Source organism: Paenibacillus marinisediminis, from assembly GCF_054343325.1.
Window position 1 is genome coordinate 1,016,851 of record NZ_JBTGUH010000001.1, and the last position, 19,464, is coordinate 1,036,314.

The following is a 19,464-nucleotide window of genomic DNA, read 5'->3' on the forward strand; positions in this document are numbered from 1 at the left end:
CCAGCTACAAGGACTAATTTGCTTGACAACATCGCGTTAACTCCACTTTTCATGTAAACTAAGGATAGTTTGTCCATACGGAGGAGATATCAATGCTGCTTCAAATTAATAACATTTCCAAACATTACGGAATTACTCCCGTGTTAAACAATATATCGTTTCATCTGCAAGATCGCGAGCGTATTGGTCTTGTTGGAGTCAATGGCGCAGGCAAGTCAACACTGCTGCAGATCATCGCAGGCGAGCTTCAAGCAGATGAGGGCAGTGTCTTCAAGGCGAAAGAAACGCGGGTCGGCTATCTAGCGCAGAACAGCGGTCTGAACTCGGATCGCTCAATTTGGGCTGTGATGATCGAGGTATTTACTCATTTGATTGAGGCGGAGCAGGAGCTGAGAGATCTGGAGCATCAGATTGCGGATCCAGCTCTTGCGGATAATGCTGCCTTATATGAAGAAACGATGCATCGATATGCGGAAAAGTCTGACTGGTTCCGTGAGCAGGGCGGCTATGCAATGGAAGCGAAGGTACGCGGCATCTTGAACGGTATGGGATTCGGTGATACGGATCCCGAGACGCCCGTTCATACCCTGAGCGGCGGTCAGAAGACTCGCCTCGCTCTTGCACGCATGCTGCTGCAGCAGCCTGATCTGCTGCTGTTGGACGAGCCTACCAACCATTTGGATATCGATACATTGACTTGGCTCGAACAGTACTTGCGTTCATATCCAGGCGCTGTGCTAGTCGTATCCCATGACCGATATTTCCTCGATGCGATGGTTACGTCCATTGTAGAGATTGAGCGTCATCAGGCGAAACGTTATACAGGGAACTACACACGCTATATGGAGCTCAAGGCTGCGGAGTATGAGCAGGCGATGAAGCAGTACGAGAAACAGCAGGACGAGATCGCTAAGCTGGAGGATTTCGTACGGCGCAATATCGTGCGAGCTTCGACCACAAAGCGCGCGCAGAGCCGCCGCAAGGCACTCAAGAAGATGGATCGTATCGATCGTCCTCTGGGCGATTTGAAGCGAGCCAACTTCTCATTCGACATTCAGCGCCAGAGCGGCAAGGACGTGCTGCGAGTGAAGGAGGCTTCATTTGCCTATGAACAAGGGCAGCCGTTGTTCCGTCACGCCAATCTGAACCTGGATCGCGGCGAGATCGTCGCGCTGATAGGTCCTAACGGCGTTGGCAAATCGACGCTTCTTAAAGCCTTAATCGGCAGCCATGAGCTGTCGGAGGGCTCGTATCAATGGGGCACCCATGTGAAGCTTGGCTACTACGATCAAGAACAAACGAATCTTAATCCTAATGTAACGGTACTCGAAGAGCTGTGGGGCACTTATCCTCATATGGATGAGGTTAGAATCCGCACCGTGCTGGGCAATTTCTTGTTCAGCGGAGACGATGTGCAGAAGAAGGTCGGCAGCTTAAGCGGCGGCGAGAAGGCTCGTGTCGCCCTTGCCAAGCTCATGCTGCTGGAGGCCAATGTCCTGATTCTCGATGAGCCGACCAACCATTTGGACCTGTTCAGTAAAGAGGTGCTGGAATCCGCACTGATTGATTACGAGGGCACGCTGCTATTCATTTCCCATGACCGCTACTTCTTGAACAAGATGGCAGAACGCATCGTGGAGCTCGGCCCTGAAGGAACAGAGTCCTATTTAGGCAACTATGATGATTATGTGGAGAAGAAGCGTGAGCTTGATGAGGAACAGGCAATGCGGGCTTTAGCTGCATCTTCGTCAACAGCAAGCAAAGCAGGTGTCAGCTCGCCTTCTGCTGCTAGTGACAATCGTTCCGGCTTATCACAATATGAGCAGGACAAGCAAGCAAAGCGTGAGGAGCGCGCACGTCAGCGCCGCGCCGAGCAGCTGGAGCAGCAGATTGCCGAATATGAGCAGATATTGGAGGAACAAGAAGCGCTGCTTACGCAGCCTGACGTATACAACGATTATTTGCGTGTGCAAGAGATCCAACAGCAAGTCGATAATGTGCGCACCAAGCTAGAAACAGCTTATGCAGAATGGGAAACTTGTATGGAATGATGTAAATGAGCTAGGCTCTGTTTGCTGCAGAGTCTGGCTCTTTTTTGTTTCAGTTTCTTCGATTATTCTGGAAAAGTTACACACAACCACGACGCAGAAACTGTGAACAAACATCATCATTTTTACGACCACTTATTCCTGTAATTATGGGCTCACCACGTCCTAAACCAACATTATCCACCGTTTTATCCACACTATCCACATTATCCACAGACTATCTTGAAAAACATATCCCCTTTTTCGCAAAAATGAAACCCCACCCCCATCAGGCATCGCGCCCCATTATTCACAACATCCATTGAATATGTGGATAAATATTACCCACAACCCATATCTTACAAACATTGCAACATCTTCATACCGCTGCAACCTTGTACTGGTAGCCCAACCTCCACCTAACCTTCGCCTAACTTCCAGCTAACCTCTGCTTAACCCCCCGCACTGTACCCTTTTACACATGCACCTCTATTCCTCCCATCGTTGCGCTCTCGTTAGACGGTTTTTCCCCGTTATCTCCCCCCTCCGCGCTCGCACTCTATCCTGTAACGGGGAAAAAACCTGTTACCTCTTGCGCGAAGACCTCTTCGCTCTATGCCGCGCACTCGTAAAACGGTTTTTCCCCGTTATCTCACTCCTCCGTGCTCGCCCTCTACCCTGTAACGGGGAAAACCCCTGTTACCTCTTGCACAGACTATCTGCTCGCAAGACCAAATCTAATAATGCGTACCTTTCCAGCACGAGTACAAACTATCTCTTTTTATCTTCATTTGACCACTATCCCCCACGCTCAGGCTGATCCCGTGCTGAGGTAATGGGATAATGGGCAAACGCTGGTTGAGACACATATGCGCTTACTCAATCATTCGATTCACCGATAGACAAATAAACTAATACGCCACACAACCTACTAGCTAGACCAAATCTAAAAATGCGCACCCTTTCCAGCGCGATGAAACACACTGCCTCTTTTTCTTCTTTCGCCCAATATCCCTCTTACTCAGGCTGATCCCGTCCTGAGGAATGGGATAATGGGCAAACACTGTTGAGAGACATATGTGCTTCCTCAATCATTTGATCCACCGTTATCCTTTCCTGCACGATGAGACACACTGCCTCTTTTTCTTCTTTTGCCCAATATCCCTATTGCTCAGGCAGATCCCGTTCTGAGGTAATGGGATAATGGTCAAATGCTGTTGAGATACATTTGTGCTTCCTCAATCATTTGATCCACCGTTAGCCTTTCCTGTACGATGAAATACACTACTTCTTTTATCTTCGTTTGCCTAATATCCCTTTCGCTCAGGCTGATCCCGTCCTGAGGTAATGGGATAATGGGCAAATGCTGTTGAGATACATTTGTGCTTCCTCAATCATTTGATCCACCGTTAGCCTTTCCTGTACGATGAAATACACTACTTCTTTTATCTTCGTTTGCCTAATATCCCTTTCGCTCAGGCTGATCCCGTCCTGAGGTAATGGGATAATGGGCAAATGCTGTTGAGATACATTTGTGCTTACTCAATCATTTGATCCACCGTTAGCTTTTCCAGCATAACGATACACACTACCTCTTTATCTCCATTAGCTCATTATCCCTCTCGCTTAGGCTGATCACGTTCTGAGGTAATGGGATAATGGGCAAATGCTGGTTGAGAGATACATAGGCTTCCTTACTATCCCATTCTGAGCGAAAGGGATAATGAATAGAGAATGCCTTAAGGAACTTTATTGCTTGAGCGCGCATTACAAAAAAAGCCCGTCATCTCCATAAATAGAGATGACGGGCTTACAAATTATTGGTGGTTCGTAACGGACCAGCCTTCTAATGTGAAGAGCGGGGCCACCTTGAAGTCAAGCTCGGCGAATTGGCCGTGCTTCCACTTTAGATGTGCCGCCGCGCCGATCATAGCGGCATTATCTGTGCAGTATTCAAACGGCGGGATGAGCAGCGGCAGCTGTGAAGCCTCGCACCGTGCGGCAAGCGCCGCGCGAAGGCCGCGGTTTGCCGCTACACCGCCGCACAGCAGCAGCTGCTTCGCGCCATACTGCTGCACCGCGCGCATCGACTTCTCAACGAGGACGTCGATGACGGATTCCTGGAAGCCGCGCGCTATCGCTGCATACATCGGCGGTTCACCGCGCATCTTCGATTGGTTCACGACGTTGAGCACCGCCGACTTCAACCCGCTAAAGCTGAAATCATAGGAATCCGGCTCCAGCCACGCGCGGGGCAGATCAACAGACTCATCCGCCTCCATCGCCAAGCGATCAATATGCGGGCCGCCCGGATACGGGAAGCCTACCGCACGCGCAACCTTATCGTACGCTTCGCCAACCGCGTCATCGCGCGTGCGCCCGATTACTTCAAACTGCCCTTCGCTCGCGATATATACGAGCTCCGTATGTCCGCCGGATACGACCAGTGCCATGCATGGATACTGGATCTCCGCTACCAAGCGATTCGCGTATATATGTCCTGCAATATGATGAGTGCCGATCAACGGAAGCTCCGTTGCCATAGCTAATGCCTTCGCCGCCACAATACCTACCAGCAGCGAACCCACGAGCCCAGGTCCTTGTGTAACCGCGATTGCATTAACGTCTCTCAGCGTTAATTTTGCTTCTTCCAATGCCTGTTCCAGCATGACCGTTATCGTCTCCACATGCTTGCGCGAAGCGATCTCTGGCACTACGCCTCCAAAACGGCGATGCACATCGATCTGACTGGATACCATATTGGAGAGTACTTCCTTACCATTTTTCACAATAGCTACAGATGTCTCGTCACAGCTCGTCTCAATCGCCATAATAATACTATCGTTACCTGTCAATTCCGATCCCTCTACGCGTTCCTTCTGTTGTTCACCGTCCACTTGTATTCACCCGCTTTGATTCTCGTTATTGTCATATAAAGAAGTCAGATCCGACCACATAATGAGCGCATCTTCGTTATTATCCGTGTAGTACTTCTTGCGCACACCGCTTGGTTCAAAGCCAAATTTACGGTATAAATGTTGAGCTGTCGTATTCGAGACCCGAACCTCCAGCGTCATCTTCACCATGCCGAGCGCAAGCCCGCGCGCAATCAATTCACGCAGCAGCCAAGTTCCCCAGCCTCGACCTCGAAAGTTAGGATGGACCGCAATGTTCGTCACATGCGCCTCATCCACGATGGTCCACATGCCAGCATATCCCGCAATTCTGCCCTCATGCTCGATTACGAGATATCGAGCAAATAGATTATTAGTCAGCTCATTTTGAAATGCATTGTTCGTCCACGGCACAGTAAACGATGCATGCTCGACTTCGAGCACACCATCGAGATCCGCCACTTCCATTCCGCGTATGTACGTAACTGCCGCACATCTATTTGATTCTGCGGTATTCTGGTCTCCATTATGCTGCACGCTGCCATCCCTTCTCCCTTCGCAGCCTATAGGCTTAAGGCTGTTGATTGTGCTGTGCTGCCGCCTTTTCCTTGGCGTTCAGCTTCACTTCTGCTTCCGCAAGCTGCGTATAATTCGGCTCCAAGCGATGTACGTCATCCGCTTGTCCGTTTGCAAGCGCAGCAGCGCCCAGCTTCGCGATCCATGCTGCGTCTACCTCGCATGGAACAACATGCACGCGCTGCCCGAACCGCTGAACGAGCGCTTCAACCTGCTCCTGCTGGATTCCAGTCTCACCGACCAGCAGCACCTGCAGCGCCTTATCGATCTCCAGCTCCTCTGCAAGCTCAGCCGCCACATCGCTGAACAAACGAATCGCGTCCTGCTTGATTCGCTCACAAACGCCGCTAGGCATGTTCACGCCGCTTGATGCCTGCGCAAGCGTGGAGCCCGTAGCGAATCGCCCGCGAAAACAACCTGTAAACACCTGTCCGCGGCGCGCATCTGTCATCGGATAGACCAAATACTCGGCGCCACCAAGAATGCTTGATACGTCATCCGAATCAGATGACGATTCTGCAGCCGCTAACCCGCTCCAAGCAAGCGCCTCTACAGAAGAAACGCCGACAATAGGCTTGTTCCACGCCCATGCGATCGTCTTCGCCGCCGTAACCGCAATCCGCACGCCTGTATAGGAGCCTGGTCCAATACCAACTGCAATGCCGTCCACCTGCTCAGCAGTCCAATGATGCTCCTTAAGCAACTGCTGGATCGCAGGCACCAGCTTAATCGAATGATTGCGTTCCGCATCATACCGTTCTGACGCCAAGATACGCCCCTGCTCTAACAGCGCAGTTGTCATAACCGCTGTTGACGTATCGATGCCTATTACGTTCTGCAATCCTTCCTCGTTTCCTGCCATTTTACAATCCACTCCATTTCAGTTCATTCAACCAAGTTGCATAAGGCTCGCTATAAGCGGTCATGCGAATAATTCGCTCCTGTTCCCCTTCCACCTGCAGATACAAGTGCAGATGCTTAGGCGGGAGCAACGGAGTAATAATGCTGGACCACTCTACAAGAGACACGCCATCCCCGTAAAAATACTCGTCCAACCCCAGCTCATCCGCTTCGGCCATCGATATGCGGTATACATCCATATGATAAAGAGGCATGCTCTCGCCTTCATATTCCTTAATGATCGTGAAAGTCGGACTATTTACCACTCCGACAACTCCTAATGCTTTCGCTATCGCCTGGGAGAATCTTGTCTTACCCGCGCCTAAATCTCCATCCAGAGCAATGACCGTACCAGGTACGCAGTGACGTGCGATGCGCTCCGCCAGCCGTTCCGTATCTGCTTCACTCATGGAGCGAACAGCATAATTAGCCGTTTGCATCCTAATCCCCTCCTGGGCTGTAATCAATGATTATCGCTTCATTAAGCCTTCAACCAGAATTTACTCTCGATGAAGCCAGCTAACAATCTATTATATCACAAATGAATTTCCGCAAGCATCTCCACGTACCACACTGGTCAAGCTTTCTCCTAGCGCTCTTACACTTTCCAAATAATGAATTGTTCCTTATTATCGAAAAAAGCCGCTCATCCATGCTCATTAAGCAGAATTAGCGGCCATTATGGATTAAGGTGATTCAACTAACCGATCCACGTTTACGGTGCGCGTATTTACTGGATTGGTGCCTACCTGAACAGTTGCCATACCGTTTGCTTCGTCTACATTTTCAATCCATACCGATTGCTCGCCGTCCAGCCGCACTTCCACCGTATCCTTCATCTCATATATCTGCTTCGCACGCTCTGCATCCATCTCTACTACCTCCTGCAATGTTATCCTTCTATAACTTGGCTTAATCCCGCTTAATTCATGCATCATCTCGCATCAATCGCAAGCACGTGTACATTAGGCCCCAAGGAGCAACACTCATCTCATAGCAGCGGCGACAGCAATCGTGACAGCACCTCCAGCAGCTTCTGACCTCGCCCGCGTTGAATGAACTCTTCGTACAGAATAGGCGTGCAGTTCTCATAATCCATCAAAAAATCCCTCTCTACACGCTCGATCGTCTTATCATCAAACAACACAGCATTCAGTTCAAAGTTCGAGAAGAAACTGCGCATATCCATATTGGCTGTCCCCACGCAGGCCAATGCGCGATCCATTACAACGGTCTTGGCATGAATGAACCCATGCTGATAAGCGTAAAACTTTACGCCAGCCTGCATAAGCTCCTCCAGATAGGACCTAGAGGCCCAGTCTACTACCTTGGAATCTGATTGCTCTGGAATGATAATTCGCACATCGATCCCGCTAAGCGCCGCGGACTTAATCGCTAACAGGTTGCCTGGATCGGGGATAAAATAAGGAGTCGCAATCCACACTCGCTCCTTCGCATAATTTAGCGTCCCAAAATACAATTCCTGTATCGCATCCCTGCTCGTATCCGGGCCGCTCGGCACTAGCTTTAACTGTTCTTTCCCCCTGCAGGTATGCTTCGGAAACAATTCCGGCTCATCCAATCGCTGGCTGGACGCAAGCGCCCAATCGTGAAGAAAGATCGCCTGCAAGCTGTAAACCGAGTCTCCCTCGATCTGCAGATGAGTGTCTCGCCAGAAGCCTGTCTTCTCATTGCGGCCGACATATTCATCGCCAATGTTCATCCCGCCCAAGAACCCGACTATACCGTCAACGACAAGAATTTTACGATGATTGCGATAATTAAGGCGACGCCTAAAGAAGGACACCCAAACAGGCAAAAACCAATGGAATTCCACTCCCGCTTCCTTGAAACGAGTGATGTACCTCTGTCTAAGTTCAATACTTCCCACTCCGTCCGTCATCACGCGCACCTTAACGCCTTCGCGCACCTTTTCGATCAGCAAATTCTGAAAGAGGGTGCCAATCGCATCATCTCGCAATATATAAAATTCAAAATGGATATGGTGCTTCGCACCGCGAATTGCCGCAATCATCGCCTCAAAGGTGTCATGCCCGTTCGTGAGCACTTTCGTCTGGTTGCATCCGGTGATCTGACTATCCGACATCGCTTCAATGAGCTTGAACAAACGCTGCTGCTGCCTCATCTCTGCGTTCGTCATCTGAGAAGGCTCCTTCACTTCCAAGAGCTTGTCCGTCTGCTGCATCACCTGCTCCATATACCAACGCTTTTTTACGCGTCGCCGCGCGGAATAATCCTGAGCCAGAAAGTAATACATGATGAAGCCGATACAGGGAATACAGAGCGAGATAAGGAGCCAGGCCACCGTCTTAGAAGGATGCTTATATTCAAATGCAATAATCGCAAGCAATTGCGCCATATAGATGATGACTATTCCGATAAGCCATATCATGACCTGTGTCCTCCTAATTATGTGAGCGAGCCTGCCAACAACTACTCTTGAGCCTATTTTATCCATTCGAATACAGGTTAATGAACAGCTTCTTATGCCAACTCCTTAAGCAGTAATCGACTAGCTTGTTGATTGGTGGTCATGTTTTGTCTACATGAGGAATAAAGTGCAATAGGGAGCCATGCATGACCATATATGAAAATGGTGAGGTGATGGTATGAAACGGCGATGGTGGAGCGATTCTCTAACCCTGCTCGTCATCCGCGATCCGGAACGGGCTGTGCGTCAAGTTAGTGTTCCCAAAATATTGATCGTATCCGTACCGATAGCAGCTCTGCTGTCCCTTTCCGGTCTTATCTTGAGCATGCAGCTGAAATCCGCCAGCGAGATTCGTGACCTGGAAGGCAAGCTGAGCAGTCAGAGCTTGGCACTTGATATTACGGTGAAGGATAAAGATAAAGCGATTCATCTCCTTCAAAATGAAATCATTCGTCTGTCAGCCGAAGCGGAAACGGTTAAGAGCAAGGTGTCCGAAATGAGCGGTCTTGAATCACAGTTAGAGCAATTCATTCATACATATCTAGGTCAAGACGGAACCGAGCCTATTACGTCTCTTTCAAACGATGGCTGGAACAATGTCAGCAACGTGGGTGGTGAAGCTATCGGCGTCACTAACGAACAACTGATATCATTGGCCCAAAAGTCCAGCTATGAGTTAGAAACTGTCCATGACATGCTAAGGTCTATGGAAGCTTCCATGCCTGTGACGCTAAACGAAGCTCGCAATGCACAAACGTTAATTGCCGGCACGCCGTCCATCTGGCCGACGACTTCGCGCCTCATCACATCAAGCTTTGGCTATCGGCAGGATCCGATAACGAAGCGGGCTGCATTCCATGCCGGTATCGACATCGGCGGCGAGGTGGGCGATCCCGTGTATGCCGCAGCAGACGGCAAGGTGGTCACTGCTGAATTCAATGCCTCTAGAGGCAATTACATCGTCATCCGCCATGCCAGCGGCCTTGATACTTGGTACATGCATTTAAGCAAGATTGTAGTTAAAGAGGGCCAAGAAGTAACGAAAGGTGATCTCATCGGCAAGGTAGGCACAAGCGGGCGGAGCACGGGAGCTCATTTGCATTTTGAAGTGATCCAGGATGGAAAGACGATCAACCCGCTGCCTTATATGAAGGCAGAGCGCACTCCCGCTCAAGAGAAGATTCGTTCGTAGAATGCAGTAACAGGGCTCCCTATCCCTTATAAAAGAGAAGGTGGAGGATGTATGTTTAGACGAAAGAAAAAGGTGAAATCTGTACGAGCCAGCGGAACGATTGATACATTGATCAGCCACGGAACTGAGATAGAAGGAACGATACACAGCCCTGCCAATCTTCGAATCGACGGTGTATTTAAAGGCGAAATCATTACTCAAGGCGTTATCGTTATCGGGGAAAAGGGAGAAGCCCACTCCAACATGACCGCTGAGCAGATTATTGTCGCAGGTAAAGCGGTCGGAGATTTAAAGAGCAGAGGCAGGCTGACCATCACCTCTTCCGGCGTCGTGTGCGGCAATTGTGAATGCGAATATCTGATCGTAGATGAAGGCGGAATATTGAATGGCAGCAGCATTATCGAACGCAAGGAAGACCTAGTGCCGATCCAATCCCCTAAACCTGGTAAAACCAAAAGGAATGATAAAGCCGAAGAACGGAAAGGAAAGCGAGAGGAAAAGGCGAACGAGAAGCAAGCGGGATAACCACTTGCTTCTCGTTCTTTATGTGGAGGAGGAGGGATACCTATTCAAATGAACAATCGGTAAATGTTACAATTCGTATCATAACTGTACGTCAAATCGATCGTACTGTCAAGTATTCCCTTGCTCAGCAAGGACAATTAGGCTTGCGGCTTCAGCTCCGACATGCAATCCGCAAGCGCTTCGCGCCAATGTCGCAGCGCGGGAAAGCCGTTCAATCGCAGCGCTCTTCCCTCGAGCGCTGAATAGGCGGGGCGCCGCGCCGGACGCGGGAATTGAGACGTTGGTACGGATCGTACCATTACGTTAAATCCCGCTTCTTCCATAATCGCGCAGGCGAGCTCATGCCACGAACATACACCCTGGTTCGTGATGTGGTAAGTTCCGTAGCGATCCGTGCCAAGCAGCCTTATAATAGCTGCAGCTAAATCTGCAGTATAGGTCGGGCTCCCCACTTGATCGTGCACGACCTTAAGCTCCCGCTGCTCTTTGCCTTGCTTGAGCATCGTCTTTACGAAATTGTCGCCGTTCTTGGAGAATAACCAAGAGGTTCGAACGATAAACGAACGCAGCTGGAACTGGCGCACCATCTGCTCCCCTTCCCACTTCGAACGGCCGTAAACGTTGATGGGATGCGGTCTTGCAAACTCATCGTATGCCTTCCCTGTCCGGCCATCAAATACATAGTCCGTGCTTACGTACACCATTTTCGCGCCGATCTGCTGGGACGCGACCGCCACATTGCGTGTGCCGTATACGTTCACACGATACACTTCGTCGCGCTCGGTCTCTGCCAGATCCACCTTCGTGTACGCGCTCGCGTGTATCACCGCCGCAGGCCGTTCTCTGTCCATTACCTCCATGACTTCATCCATGTCGGTAACGTCCATCTCTTTGCGGCTGCAAGCTATGACCGCATAGCCCTTGGCTTCTAGCGCTTGCACCATATCAAGGCCAAGCTGTCCTTGGGCTCCGGTTACTAGAACTCGCTCTTGTTGCTTCATTTCACTAATCACCTGTCTTTCGCCGCGTCCTGTCACGCGACACGTCTGTCTCAGACCAGAACGGAAGCTGTCTGTCCTTATCCGATAACACGGCTTCACGTGTCGGCCAATCGATGTTCAGCTCCGGATCATCCCACCGAATGCCTCGATCATGCTCTGGCGAGTAATAACTGTCTACCTTATACAACACTTCCGTATTCGCTGCCAGCGTGCAGAAGCCATGTGCATATCCCTTCGGAATCAACAGCTGCCTCCTATTCGATTCACTCAGGATGACTCCGGCCCATTGTCCGCACTGTGGAGACTCCGGTCGAATATCGACCGCAACATCCCAGATCGCACCGCGAAGCACTCGAATCAGCTTGGTCTGCGCATGCGGTTCCAATTGATAATGAAGGCCGCGAACCGTACCGCTCTCCACGGACAAGGAGTGGTTATCCTGCACATATTCGTACGGAAGTCCGAGAGCATGTAATCTATCTTTATGAAAGCTCTCCATAAAGAATCCTCGATGATCTGAATATGCCTTCGGTTCCAGTACATAGACTCCGCATAAGGATGTTTCTCGCACCAGCACATTGCTCAGCTCCGTTCTGCATAGCCATTAAGAATTCAGTATATTCCGCTGTACTTCAATTGGTTCTCCTAGTACTTCTTACTCTAGCAGTACATAGAATAGATATTATTTGAGAGTGAGGTGAATCAAAATATGAGTTTATCCATTTTGGATATACGAGATTATGGGGCGGTCGGCGACGGCGCTACAGACTGTTCGAACGCGATTCAACAAGCTGTGAACAATGCGAACGGCGATACCGTCTATATTCCTACCGGCGTATTCATGCTATCCAAGCCTATTCAGCTTCCCGCAGGCAGAACAGTGCTGCATGGTGTAGGTACCTTAAAGAAGCGCAGCAACTTTCAAGGAACTGGATTGCTCCTTGATATGAAAGGTGCCGTGAAAGGCCTCACGGTCAGCGGCATCGCCATCGACGGCAATGAACAGAATCAACCCCTGCAATCCAGCAACTATCATGTTGGGGTAAGACTCGACTCATCGCAGAACGTAACCTTCGACCAAGTCCGCTTCTACTATACAGGCTACCGCTCCATTGATACGAGATATTGCGACGGGGTGCTCATCACGAACTGCTTGTTCGAAAATTGCGGTATTGATATTGCAAAGCAGGGCGGTGCGAACAGCGTCAGCGGCAACGCGATCAGCTACGATTACTGCAAGAACTATGTCGTATGCAACAATATGTTTCGCCGTTGGGGAGATGGCGGCTGCGATGGTATCGAAGGAAGCAACATCACCATCCAGAACAACATCTTTCTAGGCGCAGGCTATTTCGGCCAAAAGCCGATTGCGGAAGAGACCGCGATCGGGGCTGCCAGCACTTCTGATGTCATTATCTCAGGCAATATCGTGTACGCGCGCAAAGCAATTGGCATTGAGCCTTTAACGATTAGCGGCAGCGATATTCTTATTTCCAACAATGTGATTAATACAAATACGATCTGCGGAATTTTTATAACGGGACGAGCTGATCTAAAGGCGAGCATCTCGAATGTGCGCGTCCACAATAATACAATAGAAATGAAATTCCCAGGAGATGAATCGACTGGGGGAATCTATGTCGGAGCAAATGTAAGTGATATCTCGATCACAGGCAACACCATTTACGGCAACGGTGATAAGTCATCAAATATAGATGGCATTAATGGCATTACAGTTCGAGGCGATCAACAATCGCACGTTGTCCGAGTATTGATCAGCGATAACAGTGTGACAGGCTTCCGAGGATATGGAATATATGCTAGATATGCCGATACAATCGATATCTCGCACAATCTGTGCCGAGATAATTCCAAGCAGCATACTCCGGTCGGCTATCGCGGCGACATCTATATGCTGGAATGCTCAGATGCATTCTGCGATCGGAACAATGTGATCTCGGACCCTCGTCATTCGCTTAATGCGATCTTTATCAATACAAGCGTCTGCACGCTTGGCGCCAATTCGACAACAGCACCGAATGTCTATGAAGAGGTAGACTCTGTGATCCTGCCGATCGCTTACGATACGATTAAGATCGAAGGCTCGCGTATTAGCTTCGTGTCCGATCTGCCGCAAGAAGGTGCATACAGTCAAGGTGATATTCTCTATCGCAGCAACCCTTCCCCAGGAGCTTACATCGGTTGGGTATGCACCGCTACGGGAATAGTAAACCGCAACAACTGGGCGGCTCGCAAGGCCTATGCGGAGGGTACAGAAGTTAATGCCAACGGTAATGTATATCGCGCGACGAAAGCAGGAACTTCAGGTTCATCCGCTCCTTCTCGCACCAACGGTACCATCGTAGACGGCACGGTGCATTGGGAGTATGCGTACCCGCTGGCCGTATTCAAAACTTTTGGGGTCATCAGCACCTAATGGCGGTGCTCATACAGGAAGCGTCGAGCAAGAGTTCCCCAACCTATGATGTTAGTAAGACATGCCATACAAGGAACTCTCACTGCTCTGCTTCAAGACAACTGCTCCGCTATCTGCTGATGAACCCGTTCGATCTCTTCTTGATCAACCTTTAAATAGTAGATATGATCAATCATTTGACCTTCTCCATGGATGGATTCATGGATAAAAGAATAGTGCTGCGGTTTATATTCCATGAATAAGGTCTTCATTTCGTCCCAAGTCAGATTCGTCTTTACCACTTGCTTCATGATGTCCAACACACCTGGTAATTCGGCAATATTGCTAATATCCTTAACGGATTCGAACAGAGAGACAAGCACATCCTGCTGGCGCATCGTACGCCCTAGGTCGCCGTTCGGATCTTCTTTTCGCATTCGAACGTAGGCTAGAGCCTCCTGACCATTTAGTACTTGCTCCCCCTGCTCGAAGACAAAGCCATCTAGATCAAAGCGAAACTCGTTATTCACCTTCACGCCGCCGAACTTATCTACGATTCGGGTGAAGCCTTCCATATTGGTCTTGACATAGTATTGAATCGGCACACCTAAGAAATCTTCAACCGTCTCTACAGCCATCGCCGTGCCGCCGAATGCATAGGAATGATTGATCTTATCGATCTTGTCCTTACCGGCAATCTTCACACGCGTGTCACGCGGTATACTGGTCATCAATACCTTCTGTTGTTGAGGATTGATCGTGATCAGCATCAGCGTATCCGCTCGCCCCTTGTCATGCTCTGACTCATCTACTCCCATAACGAGCAGCGAGATCGGCTTTAGATCGGTGGTGCTGACATCCACAGACTCTTTATTCGCTTCATCCTTGCTAGTCGGCTCCTTGTTACTGAGGTTAGGCCGCTGGCTGGGGTTAAGCACTATTTCCTTGCGCTTAGGTAAAGGCTCATACATGGAATTCACCGTTTCTTTGACGCTGATATATCCATATATCCCAATCCCTATTCCGATCAGCAAAATGACGGTTACCACCGCTAACGCTATCTTTACCCATTTACCCATATCGATCAGTACGATTGCCGCTCTTCATCGTACCCCTCCTCAATCCGCATCATACGCATGCTGACATCCACTAGACTGTACATGGACGGTATCGCTAGATCTTCAGGGATCATAACTACTATTGCTCTTCTCGGATCCAATTGCCGCAAGCCTGCTATAAGATCATCATCATATAGCGCGTCGATTTCGCTAATCCGATAATAGTCCGTACCGATTCTACCTATCCTGTACGTGCCGCTAGGCGTAGTCATACACAATGAAGAGAAATGATAGTTGTTGTGCATTTGCTCTGACTGATCATGATTAATCAGGCTATATACGGGTTCAGCTCCACTCTCAACGGATCTTACATCAGCTTGTACATACCATGCCGTCTTCTCTCGCGGTACGAAGCCAAGCCGCTCATACCAGCTCAACGCCCTTGCATTCGAGACGAATACATCCAATGATAGCCCTGGTAGATGCCGCTCCTTAGCATACGACGTCCCCCATAGCATAAGTATTTTCCCGATTCCTTTGCCTCGGTAAATAGGATGGATGAGCAGCTGATTCAGATGAAGAATATCATCTATCAAGCGCCATTCCGCATAACCAGCTAGAAGACCTTCATTCATGATGCCGATGAACCACGTATTGCGGTGCTCTTGCTTCTCTTCCAATAGATTGCGGACATAGCGCTCGTATCCGATACAGGATGTGATGAAGTACGAATATGTTGGAACATGATCTTCATTTCGCTGCAATTCCGCTATTAGGCTCGCATGTTCAGCTCCCAGCTCTACACAGTCGGCTATCTCAAACTCCTTATTCATGCGATCTTTCACTCACTTTACGGCCATGGATAAGCACTGCAGCAAGTGTTCGATGACAAAGGCTTGATTATCCAGCGTCAGATTAGAAGCAGAAGGCAAGCAGATCCCGCTCGCAAATAGTTCATCACACACGCTATGGTGCTCCTCGTGAGGATAGTATGGACAGGACTCAAACAGCGGCTGAAGGTGCATCGGCTTCCATACTTGCCTAGCTTCGATATGATAGTCCGATAGAGTCTTCACTACATCGGATGGTTCCAACTCAAGCACGCTCTGATCCAGCGTGATCGCGGTCAACCACCGCGTCGAGCGACCGAAGTCCGCCTCGGGCATGAAGGATATGCCCTTCACGGAGGACAGCGCTTCTGCATAGCGCTCATACACCGCCCGACGAGCGGATACCCGTTCCTGCAGCACCGCCAATTGACCTCTGCCAATCGCTGCCGAGATATTGCTCATTCGATAATTGAAGCCCATCTCACGGTGCTCATAATAAGGTACCTTCTCCCTAGCTTGCGTAGCCCAGAAGCGCGCCTTTTCGAGCGCCTCCAGATTGTTTGATACGAGCATTCCGCCTCCAGAGGTAGTAATGATCTTATTGCCATTAAAGGAGTAGATGCCGTAAGTTCCCAATGTGCCGCTGCACTTATTACCGTAAGTTGCGCCTAAGGATTCAGCCGCATCTTCAATCACAGGCACGCCGTAGCTGTCACAGATGTTGATGATGGGCTCCATGTCCGCGCTCTGACCGTACAAGTTCACCACGATTACCGCTTTCGGTAGCTTGCCCTTCTGTTCTGCATCAAGAAAGGCACGCAGCAAGGCTTGCGGAGACATATTCCACGTATCCGGCTCGGAATCGATGAATACCGGCTCTCCGCCTTCATATAGTATCGGATTGGCGCTTGCAACGAAGGTGAACGAGGAGCAGAACACCACGTCCCCCTTCCCCACTCCGACAAGACGCAGCGCAAGATGAAGAGCGGCCGTTCCCGAGCTCAACGCAACAGCGCCCGCCGAACCGACTGAGTTCGCCAGCTCCTGCTCAAAGGCGTCTACGTGCGGACCAAGCGGTGCGATCCAATTCGTATCGAATGCTTCTTGGACGAGCTTCTGCTCCAGCTCGCCCATATGCGGATTAGACAAATAAATGCGCTTGCTAGTCGCTAATGCCACAACCTTAACCTCCCATAGACTCTCCCATTAGAGAGTTGGTGTTCACATTCACAGTGAAGCTATCTTTTCAGCAGGTGTTAGATTGGCACGATAGATGGGAAAGTATGCTGAACTAGTGTCGTATCCATTATCATGCATAATTTGGCGAAGCTGTTCATATACCTGCTGATTATGCGTTTTCTTGCCGATATAGAACTGATTCTGATTGTTAGGGGCAAAGGAGCGCTTATATTGGAATATGCCATCATTCTCCTCATAGCCTCCGCCCAAGAGATAGTATTGAATCCCCTTCTGCTGCGCCCACAAGTTGGCATAATGCTTCAATAGATTTTCCGGACAGAGATGGAAGGAGTCCTGCAGTGTACCGCCGAGCAAGGAATATAAGTAGGTATCATCATAGAAGGTAAGCTCGGACGAAATAATTCGGCCCTCATGCCACGCGTGGAACAAGACAAAGTCGCCCTTCATCCGCTTCACAATATCCTTGAAGTAGGATTCAGAGAAATAATAGTAATCCGAGGCATTTCTGCGATCCATCGTATGCTTGTAGATGCCCATGAACGCGTCTAGATGTTCACCTGTTTCGTCAGCTGTGACATGAACGCCAGAGCGCATGGCCTTTTTGACTTTGTTGCGGCAGTTAGGGCGATATGAACTAAGAAAATCTTGTTCCGTCCACTCCGGGTGCATATGTACATAGACATTAAGCTTCTTCGCTTCTACCTCCATCAAGTCCTTAAGCCATTGAGAGCCTGGCATATGCGGCTGAAAGCGAATGAATTCTGCTATGATATGATGACTGGCGCAATACTCATCGAAATGCCGGCGAAATTCGATCATCAGTCGCTCTTGATGTTCTGGCGGAGCGAGTACGACAGGCTCTCCAAAGCCATAGGCCGTCGTGATGTCATAGTATTGGGAATTCAGCGAAGCCGGAAGCCAATCCAGATGAATAGCCCGCTTAAGGTAAGGATAGAACACGAGGCCATCGTTAGTTTCATATACGGCTGCCTCTGGCATCCCTTCATTCATGTACAACTTATAGTATTCCAGCTTCCACAGCACGGTATCTCGAAATCGACTCACACACCTGTCCCATTCTTCCTCTTGCAGATGGCTAATGATGCGCAGCATCGGCTTTATTCCCCCTTATATCATTCATTTTGGATCCGAATCTATCACTCTTAAGTACAGCGACTATATATACAAACTCATAAAATGTCTGACGTATCCGCTGTTAGAAGTTGAATTTCGCAAGGAGACGTTGACCCACGGCAATATGAGCTCGATATCCACCAGCCGCTGTTCTGCCGCAGACAACGATATCGTTTCGACCGTCGAGTATGCATTCGATGCGTCCACGCCTTGGCGAATCACTAGTTCTCCAGCATGCTCAAGCTTAACTACACCCCGCAGGCGCCGATAAGGAGACGGCTTGAACCAGCCGTAATTCCTCATTTCTCCTGGGCTGATCGTGCTGTAATCAGATATCCATTTCTCATCGATCATGGGATAAGCCGGAACCGGCAGCGCCGAGAGCGTAGTCCAAGCCATACCTGTCAGCTGCGTTCCACCAGCCTTATCTCCTCCGCTGACGAAGAGCAGCAAGCGATCGCCATGAGGAACCGGACATGATTTATAGATTCGCCATGCCAACTCAGGACATATATCCTTCGGAACACAAGGCATCTCATCCAGTATCCAGTTGTCTCCATCCAGACTCGTACCGTAATACAACTGTGTCGTTTGAAGCGTGTTGTATCCGCTCGTGCCCGCGCTTGCCAGCACATGGTACAGCCCGCCATCCCGCCACACCTCACAATGCCAAATCGTCAAATTCAACCTTACATTTGTGCGGCACTTTCGTCCTGATCCCCAATGAATACCGTCGTCAGATTCATAGACGTAGAGCCCGCCGCCTTGATCCTGCTGCCCAGCCCACATATACCATCTGCCATTCATATAGAGAACGGACGGCGATACGACGACCTCGTTCGATGTGCACAGCTCGCGCGGAGTCCAAGTTGAACCGTCTGTAGTCGAACGACGGAGTAATGTGGAACCGTCACGATAGTACACATACAGCACTCCGCTCTTATATAGGAGGTATGGATCGGACTCATAATCACCGAGCACCGCTACATCAAGCGGGTTCGTAAACGATGGCGGAGCGCTCCAAGTGGTCAAATCATTGGATACGAATATATGCGTGTTCTCATAAGTTGCGATTCCATTCTTATAGCCGGATACCGCCATCCAGTATTTATAGCCGTTCCATCCTTCAGGAAAATAACGAACAGAAGGATGAACCGTTTGCCCAGAACCATCCGCTGTTGGCAGGGCGGGAAAGGTGAAATCAGAGTCTAATCGTAAGCGGGTTAGATTAGTCATATCATAGCCTCCTCAGATTCATC

Annotated in this window: 18 protein-coding genes; 4 read left to right on the forward strand and 14 right to left on the reverse strand. The window is 49.7% G+C overall.

Annotated elements, in window-relative coordinates:
* The first annotated feature begins 92 nt into the window (after positions 1-92).
* Positions 93-2,051, forward strand: coding sequence for an ABC-F family ATP-binding cassette domain-containing protein (locus ACXX53_RS04825; protein WP_458567441.1), 1,959 nt, complete (start codon positions 93-95; stop codon positions 2,049-2,051).
* A 76-nt stretch (positions 2,052-2,127) separates the two neighbouring features.
* Here ACXX53_RS04825 and ACXX53_RS04830 read toward each other — a convergent pair whose 3' ends face one another.
* The 7 genes from ACXX53_RS04830 to cls form a co-directional block, all read right to left on the reverse strand.
* The gene (locus tag ACXX53_RS04830) at positions 2,128-2,262 is read right to left on the reverse strand and encodes a hypothetical protein (protein ID WP_458567442.1); all 135 of its coding nucleotides are present in this window, start codon (positions 2,260-2,262) and stop codon (positions 2,128-2,130) included.
* A 1,582-nt stretch (positions 2,263-3,844) separates the two neighbouring features.
* Positions 3,845-4,858 (reverse strand): tRNA (adenosine(37)-N6)-threonylcarbamoyltransferase complex transferase subunit TsaD, encoded by a 1,014-nt coding sequence (tsaD, locus tag ACXX53_RS04835; RefSeq protein ID WP_458567682.1) that lies wholly within the window; start codon positions 4,856-4,858, stop codon positions 3,845-3,847.
* A 72-nt stretch (positions 4,859-4,930) separates the two neighbouring features.
* The gene (rimI, locus tag ACXX53_RS04840) at positions 4,931-5,389 is read right to left on the reverse strand and encodes a ribosomal protein S18-alanine N-acetyltransferase (protein WP_458567683.1); all 459 of its coding nucleotides are present in this window, start codon (positions 5,387-5,389) and stop codon (positions 4,931-4,933) included.
* Positions 5,390-5,492: 103 nt separating this feature from the next.
* Positions 5,493-6,359: a tRNA (adenosine(37)-N6)-threonylcarbamoyltransferase complex dimerization subunit type 1 TsaB gene (gene tsaB / locus ACXX53_RS04845; protein ID WP_458567443.1), complete on the reverse strand. Its 867-nt coding sequence runs from the start codon at positions 6,357-6,359 to the stop codon at positions 5,493-5,495.
* A gap of 1 nt (position 6,360) precedes the next feature.
* Positions 6,361-6,837, reverse strand: a complete 477-nt coding sequence (tsaE, locus tag ACXX53_RS04850) for a tRNA (adenosine(37)-N6)-threonylcarbamoyltransferase complex ATPase subunit type 1 TsaE (protein WP_458567444.1) — start codon at positions 6,835-6,837, stop codon at positions 6,361-6,363.
* Positions 6,838-7,083: 246 nt separating this feature from the next.
* Complete coding sequence (locus ACXX53_RS04855; RefSeq protein ID WP_458567445.1) at positions 7,084-7,269, reverse strand: H-type small acid-soluble spore protein; 186 nt, start codon at positions 7,267-7,269, stop codon at positions 7,084-7,086.
* Positions 7,270-7,388: 119 nt separating this feature from the next.
* Positions 7,389-8,810 (reverse strand): cardiolipin synthase, encoded by a 1,422-nt coding sequence (gene cls, locus ACXX53_RS04860; RefSeq protein WP_458567446.1) that lies wholly within the window; start codon positions 8,808-8,810, stop codon positions 7,389-7,391.
* Positions 8,811-9,027: 217 nt separating this feature from the next.
* On the opposite strand from cls, the gene ACXX53_RS04865 reads away from it, so the two are divergent.
* Both ACXX53_RS04865 and ACXX53_RS04870 read left to right on the forward strand, forming a co-directional pair.
* Positions 9,028-10,041 carry a M23 family metallopeptidase gene (locus ACXX53_RS04865; RefSeq protein WP_458567447.1) on the forward strand — a complete coding sequence of 338 codons (1,014 nt, stop codon included), beginning with the start codon at positions 9,028-9,030 and terminating at the stop codon, positions 10,039-10,041.
* A 51-nt stretch (positions 10,042-10,092) separates the two neighbouring features.
* On the forward strand, positions 10,093-10,566 hold the full coding sequence (locus ACXX53_RS04870; RefSeq protein WP_458567448.1) for a bactofilin family protein: 474 nt from the start codon (positions 10,093-10,095) through the stop codon (positions 10,564-10,566).
* A gap of 137 nt (positions 10,567-10,703) precedes the next feature.
* Here ACXX53_RS04870 and rfbD read toward each other — a convergent pair whose 3' ends face one another.
* Positions 10,704-11,567, reverse strand: a complete 864-nt coding sequence (gene rfbD, locus ACXX53_RS04875; protein ID WP_458567449.1) for a dTDP-4-dehydrorhamnose reductase — start codon at positions 11,565-11,567, stop codon at positions 10,704-10,706.
* Positions 11,568-11,571: 4 nt separating this feature from the next.
* Complete coding sequence (gene rfbC / locus ACXX53_RS04880; protein WP_458567450.1) at positions 11,572-12,144, reverse strand: dTDP-4-dehydrorhamnose 3,5-epimerase; 573 nt, start codon at positions 12,142-12,144, stop codon at positions 11,572-11,574.
* Positions 12,145-12,276: 132 nt separating this feature from the next.
* Here rfbC and ACXX53_RS04885 point away from each other — a divergent pair, with 132 nt between their 5' ends.
* Positions 12,277-14,004, forward strand: coding sequence for a right-handed parallel beta-helix repeat-containing protein (locus tag ACXX53_RS04885; RefSeq protein ID WP_458567451.1), 1,728 nt, complete (start codon positions 12,277-12,279; stop codon positions 14,002-14,004).
* Positions 14,005-14,096: 92 nt separating this feature from the next.
* Here ACXX53_RS04885 and ACXX53_RS04890 read toward each other — a convergent pair whose 3' ends face one another.
* From ACXX53_RS04890 to ACXX53_RS04910, 5 genes are all read right to left on the reverse strand, one after another.
* Positions 14,097-15,062, reverse strand: coding sequence for an LCP family glycopolymer transferase (locus ACXX53_RS04890; protein WP_458567452.1), 966 nt, complete (start codon positions 15,060-15,062; stop codon positions 14,097-14,099).
* A gap of 5 nt (positions 15,063-15,067) precedes the next feature.
* Positions 15,068-15,886: a GNAT family N-acetyltransferase gene (locus ACXX53_RS04895; protein ID WP_458567453.1), complete on the reverse strand. Its 819-nt coding sequence runs from the start codon at positions 15,884-15,886 to the stop codon at positions 15,068-15,070.
* Positions 15,887-17,005, reverse strand: a complete 1,119-nt coding sequence (locus tag ACXX53_RS04900; protein WP_458567684.1) for a DegT/DnrJ/EryC1/StrS family aminotransferase — start codon at positions 17,003-17,005, stop codon at positions 15,887-15,889. It lies immediately after the preceding gene.
* A gap of 93 nt (positions 17,006-17,098) precedes the next feature.
* Positions 17,099-18,184: a GNAT family N-acetyltransferase gene (locus tag ACXX53_RS04905; RefSeq protein ID WP_458567454.1), complete on the reverse strand. Its 1,086-nt coding sequence runs from the start codon at positions 18,182-18,184 to the stop codon at positions 17,099-17,101.
* Between the two features lie 63 nt (positions 18,185-18,247).
* On the reverse strand, positions 18,248-19,441 hold the full coding sequence (locus tag ACXX53_RS04910) for a hypothetical protein (RefSeq protein WP_458567455.1): 1,194 nt from the start codon (positions 19,439-19,441) through the stop codon (positions 18,248-18,250).
* Between the last annotated feature and the right edge of the window lie 23 nt (positions 19,442-19,464).